The following is an 18,661-nucleotide window of genomic DNA, read 5'->3' as shown; positions in this document are numbered from 1 at the left end:
GGTTACTGTGTCATGCCTTACGAAAGTAACATCATGAACATTGTAAGACGCTTTCTCAATTTTCCCGGAGGGATAGATACAGCGGCCACCCGGCGCTCATGCTCCTGCAAGGTACCGCCGTTTCATTTCGCGGATTACCAAACCGTGGACATTGGCGAAGACAAGCACGGCGCCGAGATCTCTGTTTCGACTTGCAAGCGCTGTGGTGATCTGTGGCTCTGCTACCTCATTGAATGGCCGCATTACAGTCGATCCGGTCGGTGGTGGCGCGTGAAGTTATCACCAAAGGAAGAACGTTTGGTGTCTACCGCTACGGCCAGAGAAATTGTCGAGCGTTCCTCCGAAGGGTTTGCAGGAGGTAGCTTCTTCAACTCATGTGGTCATCCGATTACAGCGCCGATCAAACTTGTCTAGTTAAACAAGATTGACGACTGTTACGCCGCGCGCGCAACACGAAACGCGCCGGATCAAGCGCATCGACCAGGCTGGCCTCCAACGGCAGCGGCTCGTTTTCCAGGCGCGCCGCCAGCAGTTCGGCGCATAGCGGCGCCCAGATCAGGCCACGCGAGGCGTAGCCGAGCAGGCCATGCAGACCGGGATAGCGCGGCACATCGCGTAGACGTTCAGTGGTGCCGGCGGCATCGAAATCAGGCAGCGCACCGACCAGCGGCAGGCGGTCCGGCGCCACGCAGCGAAACCCGACGCGGCCCTGCAACGGTGCATCCCGGCCCGCCTCCGGGTTCGAAACCAGTGCCTGCAGGCGTTCGATGTTTTCCTGCTGGCTGGCGGCGCGCAAGGCTGGATCGGCGTCGAGATCGTAGGTGGCGCCGGCGCAGGCCACGCCATTCGCCGCCGGCGTCAGGTAGGCTTCGCGGCACAGCACATACGGCAGCGCCGGCAATGTGGAAGCATCCAGATGCGTGACCTGGCCGCGTAACGCCGATAGCGGCAGCCGCGACGCCTGCGGGAAAGCACCGGATGCCGCCCCACCGGCCAGCACCACGGTCGGCGCTTGCGCGACAACAGCGCCATCGGCCGCGCGTACCAGCCACGCATCGCCTTCACGTTCCAGCGTGACACTGCCGACACCGAATCGCGCCGTCAGCCGTTCACCGCAGGCCGCCATCATCGCCGCGCACACGCTGCCGGGACGCGCCCAGCCGCCCTGGCGGAACAGCCAGGCGCCATCGGGTGCCGGCAGCCCAAGCAAAGCCTCGGCCTCCGGCGACTCCAGCCACTCGGCAAACGCCGGCGGCGTCGTGCCTGCCGCCGCAATGGCGCGCGATGCCTCGGCGTGGCCGGCATCGCGCGCCAGCTGCATCACGCCGCAGGCCGCACCCTCGATCGCCTGGCCGATGCCGCCGATGCTGTCCCAGTAGCGCAGCGCGTACAGGTAGGCCGCACGGGTCAGGCGCGTCGGGATGTTGTCGTCCTTCGAGAGCAGCGGCATGAAGATACCGGCCAGGTTGCCCGAGGCTTCCATCGCCGCCTGCGGATGGCGCTCGACCAGGGTCACCTGCCAGCCGCGCGCGCACAGGCGCTGGGCGGCGGCGCAGCCGGCCAGGCCGGCGCCGATCACCACCGCGCGGCGCGGCGGAACATCGGGCAAAGGCTGGCGCGGCTTACGGCTGGCGAAGCGCGCGCCGCGTTTGTCCTCATCGAACACGAAGCCCTGCGCTGCCAGCGCGGCCACCTGCTCGTCATCGAGCGCATCGACGGCCAGCACCGCATCGCTCGCCACCAGTCGCGCCAGTGCACGGGCAAAGTCGATTCCCTGCACCCGGGCCAGGTACGCAAAGTCGATCCGTGCCGATAGCTGCGCCAGCGCCGCATCGAGCGGTGCACTCAGCAAATCGAGCGTGACCGCATCATCGGATTGCGGAATGCGATGAAACCCCGGCAGCAGGCCATCGGCCAGCGCCACGATGTGCAGGCGTGCAGGCCGCGCCGGATCGCGGCGCCAGGCTTCGATCAATCCCGATACCCGGCTGCCGTCGCCATACCGCGTATCGAGCACCGTATAGCGTGCTCGCCCCTGCCAGAACGACGTCGGATTCACTTCGTGCCTGCGTAACGGAAGCAGTGCGGCGCGTGGTCGTCGACCATGCCGATGCCCTGCATGTAGGCGTAGATGATGGTCGAGCCGACGAACTTGAAGCCGCGCTTCGACAAGTCTTTCGAGAGGCGGTCCGACAGCGCCGTCTTGCTCGGCCGCGTGCCATCGCTCCAGTCGCCGACGATGGGCTTGCCGTTCACATAGGCCCACAGGTAGCTGTCCAGGGTCTGGCCTTCGGCGCGCAGTGCGAGATAGGCCTTGGCGTTGCTGATGGCGGCGGCCACCTTCAGCTTGTTGCGCACGATGCCGGGATTGGCCAGCAGCTCGGCCACTTTCGCTTCGTCGTAGCGAGCGATCTTTTCCGGGTCCCAATCGTCGAAGGCGGCACGGTAAGTATCGCGCTTGTTCAGCACCGTTTCCCAGGACAGGCCGGCTTGCGCGCCCTCGAGATTGAGCATCTCGAACAGGCGGTTCTCGTCATGGCAGGGCGTGCCCCACTCATGGTCGTGGTAGTCGAGGTAACGGGGATTGGCCGGATTGGCCCAGCTGCAGCGTGGGATGGTCATGCCTGGAAGTATAAGCCAGGCAACGCCGGTGCGGCAGGAGGACGCCTCACCCTTCCAGAACGAAAAAAGCACGCGCCCCGAAGGACACGTGCTCTTTCAGCGTCGGCTCGGCCCCAAGGGCCGATCGGTCCGCTTATTTACCTGAAGTCGTACCCGACTTGGCCGTCGCGTTCTGCTCGGCGGCTTTCAGGTGCTGTTCGACGGTCGGGATCATCTTGCCGGCCAGTGCCTTGACGTCGGCATCCTTGGCGCTCTTTTCATGCTTCTTCAGCATGGCCAGGGTGTCCTTGTGGGCCTTGACGCCGCCGGTCTTCATGTATTCGCGGTCGAAGGCGTCGCCGGTCATTTTTTCCAGCTTGGTTGCCATGGCTTTGTGCTTGGCATCGAGCTCGGTCGGCAGGGTCACGCCTTTCGACTGCGCCAGGGTCTGCACTTCCTGCAGCGCCTTGCCGTGGTCGTCGATCATTTGCTGGGCGAAGGTTTTCACCTCGGCGTTCTGGCTCTTGCTTTGTGCCAGTTTGCCGGCTTCGACTTCCGCCATGTTGGCCATGGCCATGTCGTTGATGGCCTTGGTGTCGGCCTTGGCCAGCTTCGAGCTGGCGGTGGCGCCGGCCGCGCCCGAGGCGCCCGACTGCATCGACGACGACTCGGTGGTCATGCCGGCGCTGGAGGCGCCGGTGCTGCCGCTCATGCCATGACCGCTGTGCGAGGAAGACGACGAGCTGCCGGTCTGGCCGGCGGTGCTGGAACCGACCTGGCTGCTGCGGTCTTCCATGCCCTGGCTGTTGGTGTTGTTGACGGCGCCGTCAGCGGCCGACTTGCCGGTCATGTTGGTGCCGGTTTGTGCAGCCTGGTTCTGCATTTCTGCTGCGCTCTGGGTTTGTGCCTGGACGCCATAGCTTGCGAACATGGCCGCGACCGTCGAAACGGCGAGCAGACCTTTCAATACTTTATTTTTTTGCATGATGCTCTCCTGGGTTGGGGTAGGAACCGGCATCGTCTCGTGTGCCGGCGTTCCGATTACGTTGCCACGGCCTGTATGTCTGCCGGCCTGCCGCACCGCGTAATGCGGTAACGGAACGACAACAGATTCGAGCCAAAACGCAGTGTATCGCCGCGTTGGCGAACCCAGCGCGCGTTAGCCGCTTGGCAACATTTTTACGAATATGGATATAAAAAAAATGGCCGGCGCGGGAAGCCCGGCCGGCCATGCGAGTACGGAAAATCGGATCAGCGGAAGCTCAGCGCCGCCGTCAAATCGCCCGGCCCGCGGGCGCCGCGCGCCTTGAACGCCGCATCGCGCAGCGCCAGGCCTTCCAGCAGCGGCAGGCCGTGCAGGCGCGAGATCAGGCGCAGGATCGAGGTCGTGTCGTAGTAGTTGTGGTCCACGGCGCCTTTCTTCGCATGCGGCGAGACCACGATGGCCGGAATGCGCGAACCCGGACCCCAGCGGTCGCCCTGGGGCGGCGCCACGTGGTCCCACCAGCCGCCGTTTTCATCGAAGGTGATCACGACCACCATGTCCTTCCACTGCGGCGACTTCTTCAGGTGCTCGATCACGTTGGCCACGTGGGCATCGCCCGATTCGATGTCCGAGTAGCCGGCGTGCAGGTTCAGGTTGCCTTGCGGCTTGTAGAAGGAGACGGCCGGCAGCTTGCCCGCCACCACGTCGGCGATGAACTTGTTCGAGATCGGGCTGTCGCCCAGGCCACCGTCGCGCAGGTGTTCTTCGCGCGCCTTCGTGCCCGGTGCGAACTGCTTGAAGTAGTTGAAGGGCTGGTGATGGTGCTGGAAGTTCGGGCGCTGGCCGGCGCCGCGGCCGTCGATCGCCGCTTGCCAGGCGCCGCCATACCAGGCCCAGCTCACGCCCGCGCGCGACAGCAGGTCGCCGATGGTGTCGTAGCTTTGCGGCGGCAGCACCGACGGGTCGCTCGGGTCGGCCACATTCGCGTCGCCGCCCGGCGCCGGACGCACCCAGCTCGGTTGATACGGCGGCGCCATGGTGTTCACGGCATAGCCGTCCGGCGTGATCGCGCCCGCATGCACGAACTTCGGTTTGCCGTCGAGCGCCGACTTCGGCGAGTCCGGCGCCACCGCCAGGCGCGTGCCCTGCGGACCGTCTTCCAGCACGGCGATCTTCTTTTTGGCCGGGGTCTCGGCGGCGTTGAAGAACTCCGGCGTGCGGCCGCTGATCAGGAACTGGTGATTCAGGTAAGAGCCGCCGAAAGCCGCCATGAAGAAGTTGTCGCACAGCGTGTATTCGCGTGCGATCTGCCACAGGCCCAGGTGCTTGTCGGTCTCGCCGTAATGGCCCATCACCAGCGCGCCGGAGTCGCCCCAGGCGACAAAGCCGTCGTTCTTGCCGCCGTTGATCTGCATCTGGTTGTGATAAAAATTGTGCACCAGGTCGCGCGTGACCAGGCCTTCCGGCAGCGGCTTGCCGTCGCCGTCGGTCAGCGTCCACGGGCCGTTCGGCAGGTTCACGATCTTGTCTTCGCCGATCAGGTATTCCTTGCCGCCGATGTCCTGGCGGCCCGGCACCATGCCGCCCCAGATCTTCGGCAGCGTCGGCAGGATGGAGCCGTCGCGGTCCTTCTGCGGCGCGCTGGCCGGCAGCGGCGCGGCCAGGCCGGGGAAATTGGCGAACAAATTGTTGAAGCTGCGGTTCTCGAGGTAGATCACGACCACGTTCTTGACGTTCGCCTTCAGCTTGGCATCGAGCGAGGCCGGCTTGGCGGCGGCGCGCTTTGTCGCAGCGGATGCGGCCTGCGCGGCGGCCGGCAGGCTGCCGGCGATCCCGGCTGCGGCGGCGGCCTGGAAGATGCGGCGGCGTCCCGGGCTGGCGGGCTGGGCGTTACCGCGGTGTTCGCTATCGTCGCTATGGTCGTGCTCTTGCATTACTGCTCCTGTGTTCGCTAACCGGAAACGATGATTATCGTTTCTTTCTTGCCGGAGGGGAACCCGCAGATGCCGCCGAAGGGGGCGTATGGACGTGCGATAACAACGCCGGCCCGACAGCGCGGGCGATGCATTTGTGGCAGGATAAGCAAGTCTCGCCAAAGGAAAACCACATGGATCTCGCCCTGCAACGCCAGCTGGAACAACTCGCCGACTTCGGCAACACCAACGATGCCGCCGTCGGCAAGAGCGGCACGCGCATGCTGAACATCACACCCGACACCGGCGAATTCCTGTCCGTGCTGGTACGGGCGACCGTGGCGCGCCGAGTGCTGGGGATCGGCACCTCGAACGCCTACTCGACGCTGTGGCTGGCCGACGCCGCACGCGCCATCGGCGGCGCGGTCACCACCATCGAACTGGCGGCGGACAAGGCGGCGATGGCGCGCGCGAACATCGCCAAGGCCGGCCTGGGCGACATCATCACGCAAATCGAAGGCGAGGCCGGCACCTGGCTGGCACAGGCGCCGGATGCTTCGGCCGACCTGGTCTTCCTCGATTCGGCGCGCAGCCTGTATTTGGCCTGGTGGCCTGACCTGCGGCGCGTGCTGCGCGCGGGCGGACTGCTGGTGGTCGACAACGCCAGCTCGCATGCCCACGAGATGGCGGACTTCGTCGAGGCGGTGAAGAAGGACGCCGCGTTCACCACCAGCCTGGTCCCGGTCGGCAAGGGCGAATTCCTCGCCGTGAAAGCGTAAAACGAAGCCTGAACCTCAGGACTTGACAGCGCGCGCCGCCTGCACCGCAGGCCGCAGCGCTGCCACCGCCTCGACCAGCAGGCTTGGTGTCACCGGCTTGACCAGGTAATCGGTGTAACCGCAGGCGCAGGCGCGGTCGCGGTCTTCCTTGCGCGCAAAGGCGGACAAGGCCAGCGCCGGCACCATGCACAATTCGCTGTCCTCGATGCTGCGCACGCGCCGGATGAACTCGAAGCCGTCCATGCCCGGCATGCCGATGTCGCTGATCAGGAGCTGCGGACGCTGCGCATGCAGCAGGTCGAGCGCTTCCTGCGCCGTGTAGGCCACCGCCACCTGGGCGCCGGCGCCCAGCAGGATGGTGCGCAGCACCTCGAGCGAATCGGCGTCGTCGTCCAGCGCCAGCACGCGCATGCCGGACAGGTCGGGCCAGGCGGCCGGGGCGGCGGTCTCGCGCTTTTCGCCCGGCAGCGCCGGCGCCAGGCTCCAGTCCGGCAGCGCCGGCTGCAGCGGCAGGTGCACGGTGAAGCTCGCGCCCTGCCCTTCGCCGGCGCTGCTGACGGCCACCGTGCCGCCGTGCAGCTCCACCAGCTGGCGCACGATCGACAGGCCCAGCCCCAGGCCGCCGTGCTGGCGCGTGGTCGAGGTGTCGGCCTGGCGGAAGCGGTCGAACACGTGCGCCAGGAAATCGGGATGGATGCCGGGGCCGTTGTCGCGCACGCGGATCGCGATCTGCTCGCCTGCGCGCCATAGCGCCACTTCCACCAGGCCGCCGCCTGGCGTGAACTTGACCGCGTTCGACACCAGGTTCCACATCACCTGCTGCATGCGGCCGGTATCGGCCAGCACCGGGCCGGCCTCCTCGTCGAGTGCGGCCTCGAGGCGGATGCGCTTGGCCATCGCGGTCGGGCGCAGCGATTCGACCACGGCGCCGACGAATTCGGCCGGCTTCACCGGCTGCAGGTCGAGCCGCACCTTGCCCGACAGGATGCGGCTCATGTCGAGCAGGTCGTCGATCAGCTGCACCTGCACACGCGCATTGCGCTCGATGGTCTCCAGCCCCTTGCGCAGCATGTCGTCACCGACCGATTCCTTCTGCGCCAGCAGCTGCGACCAGCCGAGGATGGCGTTCAGCGGCGTGCGCAGCTCGTGCGAGACGGTGGACAGGAACTCGTCCTTCAGCTGGTTCAGGCGCTCGGCCTCGACCCGCGCCTCGACCTCCTGCAGGTAGAGCGCCTTGCGTTCCTCGGCAATCGCCAGCGAGGCGTCCAGGCTGGCGGCGCGTGCCTGCAGGCGCGCATCGAGCACCGAGAACAGCAGGGCCACGACCAGCAGGCCGACGATGACGGCGGTGACGATCAGCGCCAGGTTGTGCTGGCTGATCCAGCCGGTGGCGGCGCGGCACACGCTGTCCGCGTGAAAACCGGCGGCGGCCATGCCGGTGTAGTGCATGCCGGCGACGGCAAAGCCCATCACCACGGCGGCCGCCGACTGCGCCACCCAGGCCCCGGCCGCGCCCTGGCGCAGGCGGAAGGCGATCCACAGCGCGCCGGCGGCGGAACCGATGGCGATCAGCACGGACAGGGCAAACAGCAGCGGATCGTATTCGATGGCCGGCGACATGCGCATCGCCGCCATGCCGGTGTAGTGCATGGCATTGATGCCCACGCCCATCAGCAGCGCGCTCGACGCCAGGTCGCGCGGGCGCAGCACCGGCGCGCGCAGCTGCCACAGCGCCATGCCGGACACCAGCACCGGCAGCAGCAGCGACAGCAGGGTCAGCGGCACGTCGTAGCCGAGCGGGATCGGCAGGCTGAAGGCGAGCATGCCGATGAAGTGCATGGCCCAGATGCCGCTGCCCATCGCCAGCGCGCCGCCGGCGGTCCAGACCACGCTGGCATAGCCGTGCGCCTGCTTCACGCGGCCGGCCACGCTGAGCGCGGTATAGGACGCGAAGATCGCGACCAGCACCGAGACCAGCACCAGCGTTGGGTCGTAGCGTCCGATGAGCATGGGTAGTCGGGTTTCCTTTGCGGTTGGCTGCGCCTGGCGTCAATACACCTGTGCGCAGTATAGACCGGCTTCAGCCGGGCGCGTCCACCGACAGGTAATGTTTCCACAAAGATACATTTTATTCGATATCGCCCGCTTACAGTTGCTTACGAATGCATAACCGCAGCTAACAGCCCGGCGCGCCAGAATCGGCATGAACAGAAAGGAAACCCCCATGCCATTTCGCCGCCTCGCTCTCCTCGTCCCCTTGTGCTTCACCGCCCTCGCCCATGCCGGCGAGACGACGTCCGTCACCGTGCCGAAGGAAGAGCTCGACCAGCTGATCGCCGCCTACGCCCTGGTCAAGTCGCAGTACGTGGAAGCGCCCGACGAGCGCAAGCTCCTGACGGCGGCCATCGGCGGCATGCTCGCCTCGCTCGATCCGCACTCCCGCTACCTCGACAAGGATGCGCTGGCCGAGCTGGAACAGGACCGCCTGGGCGAATACGTGGGCATCGGCATCGAGGTCGAGATCGAGGACGGACGCATGCTGGTGCTGGCGGTGGCCGACGACAGCCCGGCGGCCGCGGCCGGCATCGAGCCGGGCGACGTGCTGGTATCGCTGAACGACGCGCCGCTGGCCCAGCTGGACGTGGCCGAGGTGGCGAAGCGCATGCGCGGCGTACCCGGCACCGCGCTGGCGCTGGGCTTCCGGCATGGCGGCAAGGGCGAGGTACGCCAGCGCGACATCACGCGCGCCGCCCTGCGCGCCGACACCGTGCGCACCCGCATGGCGGCGCCGGGCGTGGCCTGGATCCGCATCTCCAGCTTCGAAGGCCGCACCGCCGCCGACCTGGCGGCGGCCCTGTCCACGCTCGGCGCCGGCGCCGCACCGCGCGGCATCGTGCTCGACCTGCGCAACGATCCGGGCGGGCTGGTGTCGGCCGCCGTCGGCGTGGCCGGGGCCTTCTTGCCGCCGGATACGCTGCTGTTCTCGGCGCGCGGACGCATGGCCGGCGCCGCCAGCCGGGTCACCACCTCCCCGCGCTACTACCGCGGCCCCGGCGAGCCCGACGTGCTGGCCGGCCTGCCGGCCTGGACCCGCACGGTGCCGCTGGCGGTGCTGGTCAACGGCGGCTCGGCCTCGTCGGCGGAACTGGTGGCCGGCGCCCTGCAGGACCACGGCCGCGCAAAGGTCGTCGGCACCCAGACCTTCGGCAAGGGCTCGATCCAGACGGTGTTCCCGCTGTCGCAGGACAGCGCGGTGAAGATGACGGTGGCGCGCTATTTCACGCCGAAGGGGCGCGAGATCCAGGCGCGCGGCATCGTGCCCGACGTGCTGGTGGCGCCGGCGCATGGCAAGAGCGGCGCCGACGGCCTGGCCCTGCGCGAAGCGGACCTGGAACACCACCTGGACACGACGCTGCCGGCGCAGGGCGACACGGCATTGCCGGCCCGGCCGATCCAGCGTGCGACGCTGGAAAGCACGCGCATGTTCGGTACGGGCGACGACCGGGCGCTGGCGGCGGCGGTGCGGATGCTGGCGCCCGACCTGGGACTGGCGCACGAAGCCGGCGCCCTGCTGCGCCGGCTGGGCCTGAAGATCGAAGCCTCGGCGGGGGCATTGGCGACAAGCCTGTAGCGTCAGCAAACTGTCACCTGGCGGTCAAACGCCTGTCACATTCATGGGCGAGGATAGCGCCTGTTCGCAAGAACATGGCAGCTCGCCCTGCCCTACCGGCGCCAGCGGTCGGGAAATATACTGGCACCAATTTCATCAAGCTTAAAGGGTCCCGCGCAGCGTCACCGACACATTGCGCGGATCGCCGTAGTAATAGCCGATGCCGGTCGGTGCGAATTTCTTGTAGTAGACCTTGTCGAACAGGTTATTCGCATTCACCTGCAGCGCCAGCTTCTCGTTGAAGCGGTAGCTCAGCATCGCATTCGCAATCGTGTAGCCGCCCTGGCGCGTGGTGATGGCCCCCGAACGCACGAAGGCATCGCTCTGCGCCTGCACGCCGCCGCCCACGCTCAGGCCCGGTGCGAACGCGTCGAGCTTGTAGGTGGCGAACACGCGCAGCTGGTGCTTCGGATCGATGCTGCGCAGCGGCTGGCCGGTATTCGCCGCCGTGTCGACCACGTAGCGGGTGCGGGTGTTGGTGTAGCCGCCGAACACCTGCAGGCCGGGCAGCACTTCGCCCGACAGCTCGGCTTCCCAGCCCTCGCTGCGCTGCTTGCCGCCGGCCACGCGGCAATAGCCGCTGGTGAAGTAAGGCAGGCAAGGGTTGATCGAGCTCGTGTCCTCGACCGCGCGGCCGACGTTCTCGATGCGGAACAGTCCGGCCGAGGCATTGAGCGCGCCGCCGAAGAAGGCGCCCTTCAGGCCGAGTTCATAGTCTTCGCCGCGAATCGGGTCGAGGATTTCACCCTGCGCATCGCGCACGTTCTGCGGCGTGAAGATCTCGGTATAGCTGGCATAGGCGCTGACATTCTTCGACACGTCGTACACCAGGCCGAAGAACGGCGTCACTTCGCGCGTGACCTTGTAGCTACTGGTCGGGCTGCCGTGCGAATCGTATTCCCACCAGCTCAGGCGCGCGCCGACCAGGCCTTGCAGCGAATCGAGCAGCGACAACTTGAAGGTGCCGAAGGCGCCCTGCTGGGTCGTGATGTTCGGACGGGTCGGCGTGGTCGGCAGGGTCACGTCGCGCTCAAGATAGCTGGTTGCCGGATTCCAGTCGCGGATATCCACCGTGACCGGATACAAATTGCCGGCCCCCCAGCTCTCGACCGCGTCGACGCGCATGCGCTCGGCGCCGACCGTCAGCTCGTGCTTGCGGCCGAACAGCGTGAACGGACCGTTGGCGATCACCGTCATCGCGGCCTGCCTGCTTTCGTTGCCGATGTATTCGGCGGTGGTAACCGTCATCAGGTAGGGGTTGGTGGCGCCCGCCGGACGCGCCATGTAGGTCTGCTTGAAGTCCGTCAAATCCAGGTGGGTGTAGGCGGCGCTGGCTTTCATGGTCCAGTCGTTGTCGAAGCGGTGCTCGAGCGCCAGCAGGGCCTGCTCGTTGCTGCGGTTCCACTTGTTCCAGTCCGAGCCGAGGTAGGTCGAGCGCGGCAGGTTCAGGGGCGTGCCGTCGAAGTTTCCCGGCATGCCGCCCCAGGCGCCGGTGGCGTCCAGGCCGGTGTACTGCAGGCTGCCGGTGAGCGTGGTGCGCTCGCCCAGGTCGGCCTCGACCACGCCGTACAGCACTTCGCGGTCTTCCTGCTTGGCGTCCTGGAAGAACTCCTTCTTGTCCTTCACCGCCACCACGCGCCCGCGCACCGAACCCGATGCGTTCAGCGGACTCGAGATGTCGGCCTCCACGCGGCGGCGGTCCCAGGAACCGAGGGTCAGCGCGCCGGATGCCTGGAAGGCGCGGGTCGGGCGCTTGCGCACCATGTTCACCGTGGCCGACGGATTGCCGGCGCCGCGCAGCATGCCCGAGGCGCCGCGCAGCACCTCCACCTGCTCCAGCACCGCGGTGTCGGGCTGGACGAAAGCCGAACCGCTCTGGCTGATGGTAAGACCGTCGATCTGCAGCGCATCGATCTGGTAGCCGCGCGAGAAATAGGTCACGCGTTCACTGTCGACGTAATCGACGGTCACGCCGGGCGTGTTCTGCAGCACGTCGTGCAAGTCGAGCAGCTTGCGCGCATCGAGGAATTCGCGGGTCAGCACCGTCACCGGCTGCGGAATGTCGCGCAGGTCTTCGGCGCCGCGGAACACCGAGGCCGAGCGGGCGGCAAAGGAGTGCTTGTTCTCGGCCTTGCCGACCACGTTCACCACGGCCGGCGCGGCCTCGGCTACCTCTGCTACCTCGGCAGCGGCGTCGGCCGCGGCGTTTTCGGCCGACGGCCCCTGGGCCAGCACGGCCAGCGGCGTCAGCAGCACGGCGGTCGCGCACAGCAGTTTCGCCCGGCGTGCGCCGGGGGTGAGTCGGAAAGTGGCTGGGGACTGAACGCGGCGCATCGGTGCTTCCTTTTGTTGGTTTGTAAATGAGAATGATTCGCATTATAATTCTCATCAATGCATTGTTGCAATGCTGTATATGCAAACCGCAGCCCGGCCCTGCCCTCGACCATTCCACCCGAAAGTCCGACATGAAGAAACTGCTGCTTCCCGCCCTCCTCGCCTGCATGGTTCTTGCACCCGCCCAGGCCCACCACGTCTGGATCGAGCAGGACGGCAAGACGGCGACGCTGCAGTTCGGCGAATTCGGCGACAACCTGCGCGAAACCTCGCCCGGCCTGCTCGACAAATTCGTGACGCCGAGCGCCACCCTGCTCGGCCCGCGCGGCGAACAGCCGCTGAAACTGACGAAGACGGCGCAGGGCTTCGTGCTCTCGCGCACGGCCGCGCTGGGCGAAGCGATCGTGGTGGAAGAAGCGAGCTACCCTTATTTCGAAAACACGCGCGACGGCAAGACCACGCGCCTGGCCTGGACGCCGGCGGCGCGCTACGTCACCACCTTCATTGCGCAGGAGCCGAAGCTCACCTTCGACATCGTGCCGACCGGCCAGCAGGGCCAGTTCCGCGTGGTCTACAAGGGCCAGCCGGCGCCGAAGGTAAAAGTCAGCGCGGTGATCCCGAACGGCTGGTCGAAGGAAGCGACCACGGACGAGAACGGCCTGGTGCGCTTCGACCTGCCCTGGCAGGGCAACTACGTGATCGAGGCCCACTTCGAGGACAAGCAACCGGGCGAGCGCAATGGCAAGGCCTACGACACGGCCAGCTTCGTCACCGCCCTCTCGTTCAGGCACGCGAGCGGCGCCCCCGCCCTGGCCGCCGGCCCGGCCGCTACGCCGGGCAAATAAGCTGCGAGCCTTCCTGACATGACTACCACCGTGGACCTGCGCTACCGCCTGGGCGTGGCCTCGCGCGCCTTGGCCGCCATCGGCGGCGGCTACCTGCTCGCCGCCGTCGCCTCGACCCTGCTGGCTGTGCTGCTGACGACCTTGCTTCCGCTGTCGCGCGCCGACGCCGTCACCCTCTCGACCATGCTCGCCTTCGTGATCTACCCCTGCGCCGTGCTGTGGGTGTTCGCCACCGCCAGCGCCGGCCGCGCCTGGGCCGGCATCCTCGGCGCCAGCGCCCTGGTGGGCGGCGTGCTGTGGCTGACGGGGAGCCTGTCATGAGGGAGGGATTGCGCCAATCGATGGCCTGGCTGCACACCTGGTCGGGCCTGCTCGTGTGCTGGGTGCTGCTCCTGATTTTCATGGGCGGCACCTCGGCCTATTACCGCGACGAGATCACGCTGTGGATGAAGCCGGAGCTGCACGCCAGCGCCGCCGCTACCTCCGCCCTGCCGACTGCGGCGATCGCCGCGCAGACGGTGGCCGCGCTACAGGAACGCGCCCCGAACGCCACGGCCTGGTACATCGGCCTGCCGAACGAGCGCAATCCGGTGGTCCTGGCCAGCTGGACCCTGCCGCCGAAGAAGGGCATGAGCATGGCCGAGCGGCGCGCCGCCTTCCGCAAGCAAAACGTCACGCTGGACCCGGGCACCGGCCTGGAAGCGCCGCAGGCGCGCGACACCCGCGGCGGCGAATTCCTGTACCGGATGCACTTCGACCTGTACTACATGTCGGCCATCTGGGGCCGCTGGATCGTCGGCATCTGCGCCATGTTCATGCTGGTGGCGATCATCAGCGGCGTCATCACCCACAAGCGCATCTTCAAGGACATCTTCACCTTCCGTCCGAAGAAGGGCCAGCGCTCCTGGCTCGACGCCCACAACGCCACCGCCGTGCTGGCGCTGCCCTTCCACCTGATGATCACCTACACCGGCATCGTGACGCTGATGTTCATGTACATGGAAGCGCCGACGAAAGCCGTGTACAAGGGCGACCAGCAAGCCATGTTCGCCGAGGTCTTCCCGGACAACGAGCGGGTGAAGCCGGCCAGGGTCGCGGCGCCGCTGGCCGACTTTGGCCCGATGCTGGCGCAAGCCCAGGCGGCCTGGGGCCAACCGGTGTCGCGCATCGTTGTCAGCCAGCCGAACGACGCCAACGCCACCGTGCAGCTGGTGCGTCCTTCGGGCCAGCAGCTGTCGAACGTCGAACCGTCGATGACCTTCAATGGCGTGACCGGCGCGCTGATCTCCTCGACCGGCGAGCCGAGCGGCGTGTCGAGCATGCGCCGCGCCTTCTACGGCCTGCACGTCGCCCACTTCGCCGACACTTTTTTGCGCGCGCTGTTCTTCCTGTGCGGCCTGGCCGGCTGCGCGATGGTCGCCACCGGCGCCCTGCTGTGGGGCGTGAAGGAGCGCCAGAAGGTTGCCAAGGTAGTGGCAAAGGGTGGCCGCTTGGGCTTCGGCGTGCGCCTGGTCGACGCGCTGAACATCGGCGCGATCGCCGGCTTGCCGATCGCCTTCGGCGTCTACTTCTGGAGCAACCGCCTGCTGCCGCTGTCCATCGAGAACCGCGCCGCCATGGAGGCCAACTGCTTCTTCATCGCCTGGGGCGCGGCCATGCTGCTGGCGCAGATTCGGCCCTCGCGCGCGATGTGGCGCTTCCAGTTGGTCGTCGGCGCGGTGCTGCTGGCCGGCGTGCCGCTGCTGAACGTGTTCACCACCGATACCCACCTCGGCGTGACGCTGTTCGGCCCGGCCGGCCTGCGTCCGGTGGCGGCCTTCGACCTGGTGGTATTCGCACTGGGTGTGCTGCTCGGCTATGCGGCCTGGTGGCTCAAGCGCAAGGAGCAGAAGGCAGCGGGTAAGGCGGCTGGCGCCAAGCGAGCGCCGCAAGTGCAGACGAGGGAGGCGGCATGAATTTGCTGATCGCGGCCGGCGCCCTGCTGGCCTATTGCGGCCTGGCCGCCAACAGCGTCGCGCTGGACCGGCATTACGCCGACATCCATGGACGCGGCAAGGAGCCGGATGCGCGCACGCGCCTGCGCTACCGTGCGCTGGGTTGGCTGGGGATCGCGCTGTCGCTGGCGGCCTGCGTCGGCGCGAATGGCTGGCATAGCGGGCCGGTGCTGTGGTGCGGGGTACTGACAGCGTCGGCGATCGTGCTGACGCTGTTGTTGCAATATGCGCCGCACAGGGTGCTGCGGCTGGCATGGATTGCGGCGCTGGGTGCGCTGCTGGCCGCATTGGCGCTACTGGCGCTGCGGTAAGCGGCCAGTAAGCGTCAGGCGCCGACCGGAATCAGCTGTTCGGACTGCGTTTCATCCAGCACCCTGAGCAGGGTATCGCCGAAACCGCCGCGTGCACGCGCATCGGTGCGCGCGCTGGTGAACACGCGCGGCTGCGCGCTCCAGGCGAAACGCGCACCGGTGCGCTCCAGCGCCCGCACCAGCAGCACGTCCTCGTGGCAAGGCACCGCTTCGAAGCCGCCCGCCGCCAGGTAGGCGGCCGCGCTGACGCCCATGTTGGCGCCATGGATATGACGATGGCCGTCGCGGTCCTGGTAGTTGCACGCAAAATGCTCGCGCAGGGCGTCGGCCCGCTCGGCGTGCGGCGACCAGTCGTCGACCGCCACCGAGCCGCAGACCACGTCGGCATCCAGCGCCAGCTGGGCCGCCAGCCACTGCGGCGACACGCGCGTGTCGGCATCGGTGAACGCCAGCCAGCGCGCACCGAGCGCCAGCAGGCGGCGCGCACCGGCAGCACGCGCGGCGCCGACGCGGCGTTCATCCACCTCGATGCAATCGAGCGCCACGCCGGCGGCGGCGAACGAGGGCTGGCTGCGGCGCACCACCGCGCGCGAGCCGTCGCCGCAGGCGTCCAGCACCACCAGCACCGCCACCGCTTCGCCGCCGAGCACGGGATTACGCGCGGCGAGCAGCAGCGCCGCCAGGCAGGCGCCCAGGCTGGCCTCCTCATCGTGAGCAGGGACGGCGACGCCGATCATGACGCGTCCTTTTGCCAGATCTCGAGCAGGAAGTCCTGGTCGAGATGGTGCACCGTGCGCCGCATGCCGGGCAGCCGACCGGCCACTGCATGCGCCTGCGCGGTGGCGCTCACGCGGTCGTCGAAATCGTGCAGGTAATGGCACAGCGCCAGTTCGCCGCCCGCGCCCAACATGGCGTGCGCCCGCACCAGCAGGTCTTCCAGGGCGGCTGCGTCGAAGTAATAGGCCAATTCGCTGATCAGCACCAGGTCGTAGCCCCGTTCGCCCGGCCATTGCGCCGGCAGGCTGCGCTGCTCGATGCGCACCGCTTCAGGCGCCATGTCCGGCGCCACATCCTGCAAGCGGCGGCGCGCGGCGGCCACCGCACTGGCGGCGCCGTCGCAGGCCAGCAAGCGTTCGCAACGTGCCGCCAGGGCGGCGCTCATTTCGCCGTTGCCGCAGCCCGGCTCGAAGACCTGGCGGTAGCGCGCCTTGCCCAGGCTGGCCAGCAGCAAGGCGCGCTTGCGCCTTTCGTACCAGGCGGCGCGCACCGACCACGGGTCCTCGTCGGCGGCGTACAGCGCTTCAAAATGCGCGGTCAGGGTCATAAAAGTAGAGTTCGAAAGGCAGGAGGACGCGTTCCAGCGCATGGGCGGGGACGACCGGCGGCGCGTCGCGGCTGGCGTCGGGCAGCACCTGGCTCTGGAAGCAGGCCATGGCGGCGCGCTTGCGGGCCAGTACCGCTGCCGGCAAGGGCAGCTTGCGCGCATGGGCCAGGGGCATGGCGCCGTCCGCCGGCGCGCTCCAGTGCCAGCCCCAGATCGGCGCTTCCAGCGTACGTGCGCCGCGCTGGGCGGCGGCGGCAAGACAGGCGCGCGCGGTCGCTTCGTGGTCGGGATGGCCGTCGTGGCGCCAGGTCGTGAGCACCACATCGCCGGGTTCGAACAGCGCGGCAAGCTGGCGCGCCAGACCGGTTTCGGCCGCCGTCACACCGCCGTCGGCAATGCCGAGGCGGCGCAGGTTCGGCGCCGCGCTGCCCAGGCAGGCCAGCGCCGCCAGCGTTTCCCGCGGACGCACGGCGCGCAGCCGCTCGCGCGGCCAGGCGGCCGAGCCGGGGTGGCTGGCTTCGCCGTCGGTCACCGCCACCAGCAGCGGCGGCCGGGTGTCGGTGCGCGCGCCCAGCAGTTGCAGCAGGCCGCCGCAGGCCAGGATTTCGTCGTCCGGATGCGGCGCCACCACCACCAGGCGCGCACCGTGCGGCACCAGGTCGGCCACGCCAACCTCGGCGACGCCGGCCAGCCCGGTATCGCCGCGCCATGCGTCGGCGGCGGTGCCGGCGCCGGCGATATGACGGTCACGTGTCACAGCCGCCATGGCTGCTCCATGCTTTGCGCCACCAGCTTGCCGACCGCTTCCAGGTCGCGCTCGGCATGGCTCTGGCGCATGAACACCGGCAGGTCGGCGAAGCGGCGCGCCATCGCGGCATCCTTGCACATCGGCCCCGGACCGAGGGCGCGCCCGACCGCGGCCAGGGTGACGTTGGCCGCCGCTTCCACACTCAGGCGCACCGACAAAGCCGCCCTCATCGCATCCGTGCTTGGCGCGCGGTCGATCGCGGCCGCCGTCTCGCGCATCAGGGCGGCGCTGCCCTGCAGGGCGACGGCCGCTTCGCCGAGCTGCGCCAGGCGGTGCGGATCGGAAGGGCGCACTTGCAGCGACTGAGACAGCGCCTCGGCCAGGGCGCCGGCCGCGCCGAACCAGCAGGCGGCCACACCGGCGCCGCCATGCCAGAAGCCGGCGCGCTGCACATAGAAGCCGGGGCCGCCGAGCGCTTGCGCGGCCACCCCGTCGAAGTACACGTCGATGCTGGCGGAATCGCGCATGCCGACCGCCTGCCAGTGATCGTCGGCCATGCTGACGCCGGCCTGGCGCAGGTCGACCGCGGCCAGCATCGCCTCCCCTTCCCTGCTCCAGCAGCTCACCACCGCGTGCGAAACGGTGCGCGCGCCCGAGCACCAGGCTTTATCACCGTTCAGGACGAAGCCGCCGTCCCGCGCCGGGTCGAGGCGCAGGCGCGCGTTGGGCGGCTCGGCGCACCAGGTGCCCCAGATGGTCCCTGCGGCAGCCTCCGCCCCGGCTTCGTGCAGGATGGCCAGGGCGTCGGTATGTCCTTCGAACAGCTTGGCCAGGCTCAGGTCGTGGGCGCCGACGGCGGCCAGCGCGCGCCAGCGTGCCAGGGTCGCGCCCTGGCCGGGCAGCGGAAGGCGGTCGAGGCCGGCCGCGACCAGGCCCTGCAAGGCCGCGGCGGGTTCGCTGCCGGCCAGTTCGCGCAGGATCGCGCGTAGGGCGGAAAGAAGGTCGTCGTCGGGCAGGAAAGTGTCGGTGGGCGAAGTGTGGAGTTGCATAAAATGCATCCTAGCACCGTTGCCTGAGATATGTCCGCACGGCAGCACATCCGCCGGACACAGGGGGGCTGCACCAGGCGCGCCGGAGCGGCGCACCTGGTTCTCACC

16 protein-coding genes are annotated in these 18,661 nt (G+C 68.2%); 6 read left to right on the top strand and 10 right to left on the bottom strand.

The genetic code is table 11. The annotated features are described in order from the left end of the window. Nucleotides 1–400 precede the first annotated feature (400 nt). The 4 genes from mnmC to QPK31_RS16020 form a co-directional block, all read right to left on the bottom strand. Complete coding sequence (mnmC, locus tag QPK31_RS16035) at nucleotides 401–2,059, bottom strand: FAD-dependent 5-carboxymethylaminomethyl-2-thiouridine(34) oxidoreductase MnmC (protein ID WP_290423916.1); 1,659 nt, start codon at nucleotides 2,057–2,059, stop codon at nucleotides 401–403. Continuing rightward, the gene (locus tag QPK31_RS16030) at nucleotides 2,056–2,622 is read right to left on the bottom strand and encodes a DNA-3-methyladenine glycosylase I (RefSeq protein WP_290423915.1); all 567 of its coding nucleotides are present in this window, start codon (nucleotides 2,620–2,622) and stop codon (nucleotides 2,056–2,058) included. The genes mnmC and QPK31_RS16030 overlap by 4 nt, the downstream gene beginning before the upstream one ends. Nucleotides 2,623–2,755: 133 nt before the next feature. Then, the gene (locus QPK31_RS16025) at nucleotides 2,756–3,586 is read right to left on the bottom strand and encodes a DUF4142 domain-containing protein (protein ID WP_290423914.1); all 831 of its coding nucleotides are present in this window, start codon (nucleotides 3,584–3,586) and stop codon (nucleotides 2,756–2,758) included. Between the two features lie 266 nt (nucleotides 3,587–3,852). Further along, nucleotides 3,853–5,520 (bottom strand): acid phosphatase, encoded by a 1,668-nt coding sequence (locus QPK31_RS16020; protein WP_290423913.1) that lies wholly within the window; start codon nucleotides 5,518–5,520, stop codon nucleotides 3,853–3,855. 173 nt (nucleotides 5,521–5,693) lie between these two features. Between QPK31_RS16020 and QPK31_RS16015 the strand changes: the two genes are divergently transcribed. Next, the gene (locus QPK31_RS16015) at nucleotides 5,694–6,278 is read left to right on the top strand and encodes an O-methyltransferase (protein ID WP_290423912.1); all 585 of its coding nucleotides are present in this window, start codon (nucleotides 5,694–5,696) and stop codon (nucleotides 6,276–6,278) included. Between the two features lie 15 nt (nucleotides 6,279–6,293). Here the strand turns inward: QPK31_RS16015 and QPK31_RS16010 are convergent, their stop codons facing one another. Beyond that, a complete protein-coding gene (locus tag QPK31_RS16010) occupies nucleotides 6,294–8,288 on the bottom strand; it encodes an MHYT domain-containing protein (protein WP_290423911.1) in 1,995 nt (664 codons plus the stop codon). Nucleotides 8,289–8,502: 214 nt separating this feature from the next. On the opposite strand from QPK31_RS16010, the gene QPK31_RS16005 reads away from it, so the two are divergent. Then, a complete protein-coding gene (locus QPK31_RS16005; RefSeq protein ID WP_290423910.1) occupies nucleotides 8,503–9,909 on the top strand; it encodes a S41 family peptidase in 1,407 nt (468 codons plus the stop codon). Nucleotides 9,910–10,050: 141 nt separating this feature from the next. On the opposite strand, the gene QPK31_RS16000 is transcribed toward QPK31_RS16005, so the two are convergent. Beyond that, nucleotides 10,051–12,282: a TonB-dependent siderophore receptor gene (locus tag QPK31_RS16000; protein ID WP_290423909.1), complete on the bottom strand. Its 2,232-nt coding sequence runs from the start codon at nucleotides 12,280–12,282 to the stop codon at nucleotides 10,051–10,053. A gap of 131 nt (nucleotides 12,283–12,413) precedes the next feature. On the opposite strand from QPK31_RS16000, the gene QPK31_RS15995 reads away from it, so the two are divergent. From QPK31_RS15995 to QPK31_RS15980, 4 genes are read left to right on the top strand one after another with little or no spacing between them, the layout of a single operon-like run. Next, entirely contained in the window at nucleotides 12,414–13,127 is a 714-nt protein-coding gene (locus tag QPK31_RS15995; protein WP_290423908.1) for a DUF4198 domain-containing protein, read from the top strand. Nucleotides 13,128–13,145: 18 nt separating this feature from the next. Continuing rightward, entirely contained in the window at nucleotides 13,146–13,448 is a 303-nt protein-coding gene (locus QPK31_RS15990; protein WP_290423907.1) for a DUF3649 domain-containing protein, read from the top strand. Next, nucleotides 13,445–15,082, top strand: coding sequence for a PepSY domain-containing protein (locus QPK31_RS15985; RefSeq protein ID WP_290423906.1), 1,638 nt, complete (start codon nucleotides 13,445–13,447; stop codon nucleotides 15,080–15,082). Before QPK31_RS15990 ends, QPK31_RS15985 begins: the two co-directional genes overlap by 4 nt. Continuing rightward, a complete protein-coding gene (locus QPK31_RS15980; RefSeq protein WP_290423905.1) occupies nucleotides 15,079–15,432 on the top strand; it encodes a DUF3325 domain-containing protein in 354 nt (117 codons plus the stop codon). The genes QPK31_RS15985 and QPK31_RS15980 overlap by 4 nt, the downstream gene beginning before the upstream one ends. Before the next feature lie 14 nt (nucleotides 15,433–15,446). On the opposite strand, the gene QPK31_RS15975 is transcribed toward QPK31_RS15980, so the two are convergent. From QPK31_RS15975 to QPK31_RS15960, 4 genes are read right to left on the bottom strand one after another with little or no spacing between them, the layout of a single operon-like run. Further along, the gene (locus tag QPK31_RS15975; RefSeq protein WP_290423904.1) at nucleotides 15,447–16,169 is read right to left on the bottom strand and encodes a glycosyltransferase family 2 protein; all 723 of its coding nucleotides are present in this window, start codon (nucleotides 16,167–16,169) and stop codon (nucleotides 15,447–15,449) included. Further along, entirely contained in the window at nucleotides 16,166–16,756 is a 591-nt protein-coding gene (locus tag QPK31_RS15970) for a methyltransferase (protein ID WP_290423903.1), read from the bottom strand. The genes QPK31_RS15975 and QPK31_RS15970 overlap by 4 nt, the downstream gene beginning before the upstream one ends. Further along, on the bottom strand, nucleotides 16,734–17,522 hold the full coding sequence (locus tag QPK31_RS15965) for a PIG-L deacetylase family protein (protein WP_290423902.1): 789 nt from the start codon (nucleotides 17,520–17,522) through the stop codon (nucleotides 16,734–16,736). The genes QPK31_RS15970 and QPK31_RS15965 overlap by 23 nt, the downstream gene beginning before the upstream one ends. After that, on the bottom strand, nucleotides 17,510–18,553 hold the full coding sequence (locus QPK31_RS15960; protein WP_290423901.1) for an acyl-CoA dehydrogenase family protein: 1,044 nt from the start codon (nucleotides 18,551–18,553) through the stop codon (nucleotides 17,510–17,512). The genes QPK31_RS15965 and QPK31_RS15960 overlap by 13 nt, the downstream gene beginning before the upstream one ends. Between the last annotated feature and the right edge of the window lie 108 nt (nucleotides 18,554–18,661).

It is taken from the genome of Massilia sp. YIM B02769 (assembly GCF_030411995.1).
In the GTDB taxonomy this organism is placed as follows: Bacteria; Pseudomonadota; Gammaproteobacteria; order Burkholderiales; family Burkholderiaceae_D; genus Telluria.
The sequence above is the reverse complement of the archived record's forward strand: the minus strand, read 5'-3'. Positions and strand labels throughout refer to the sequence as shown.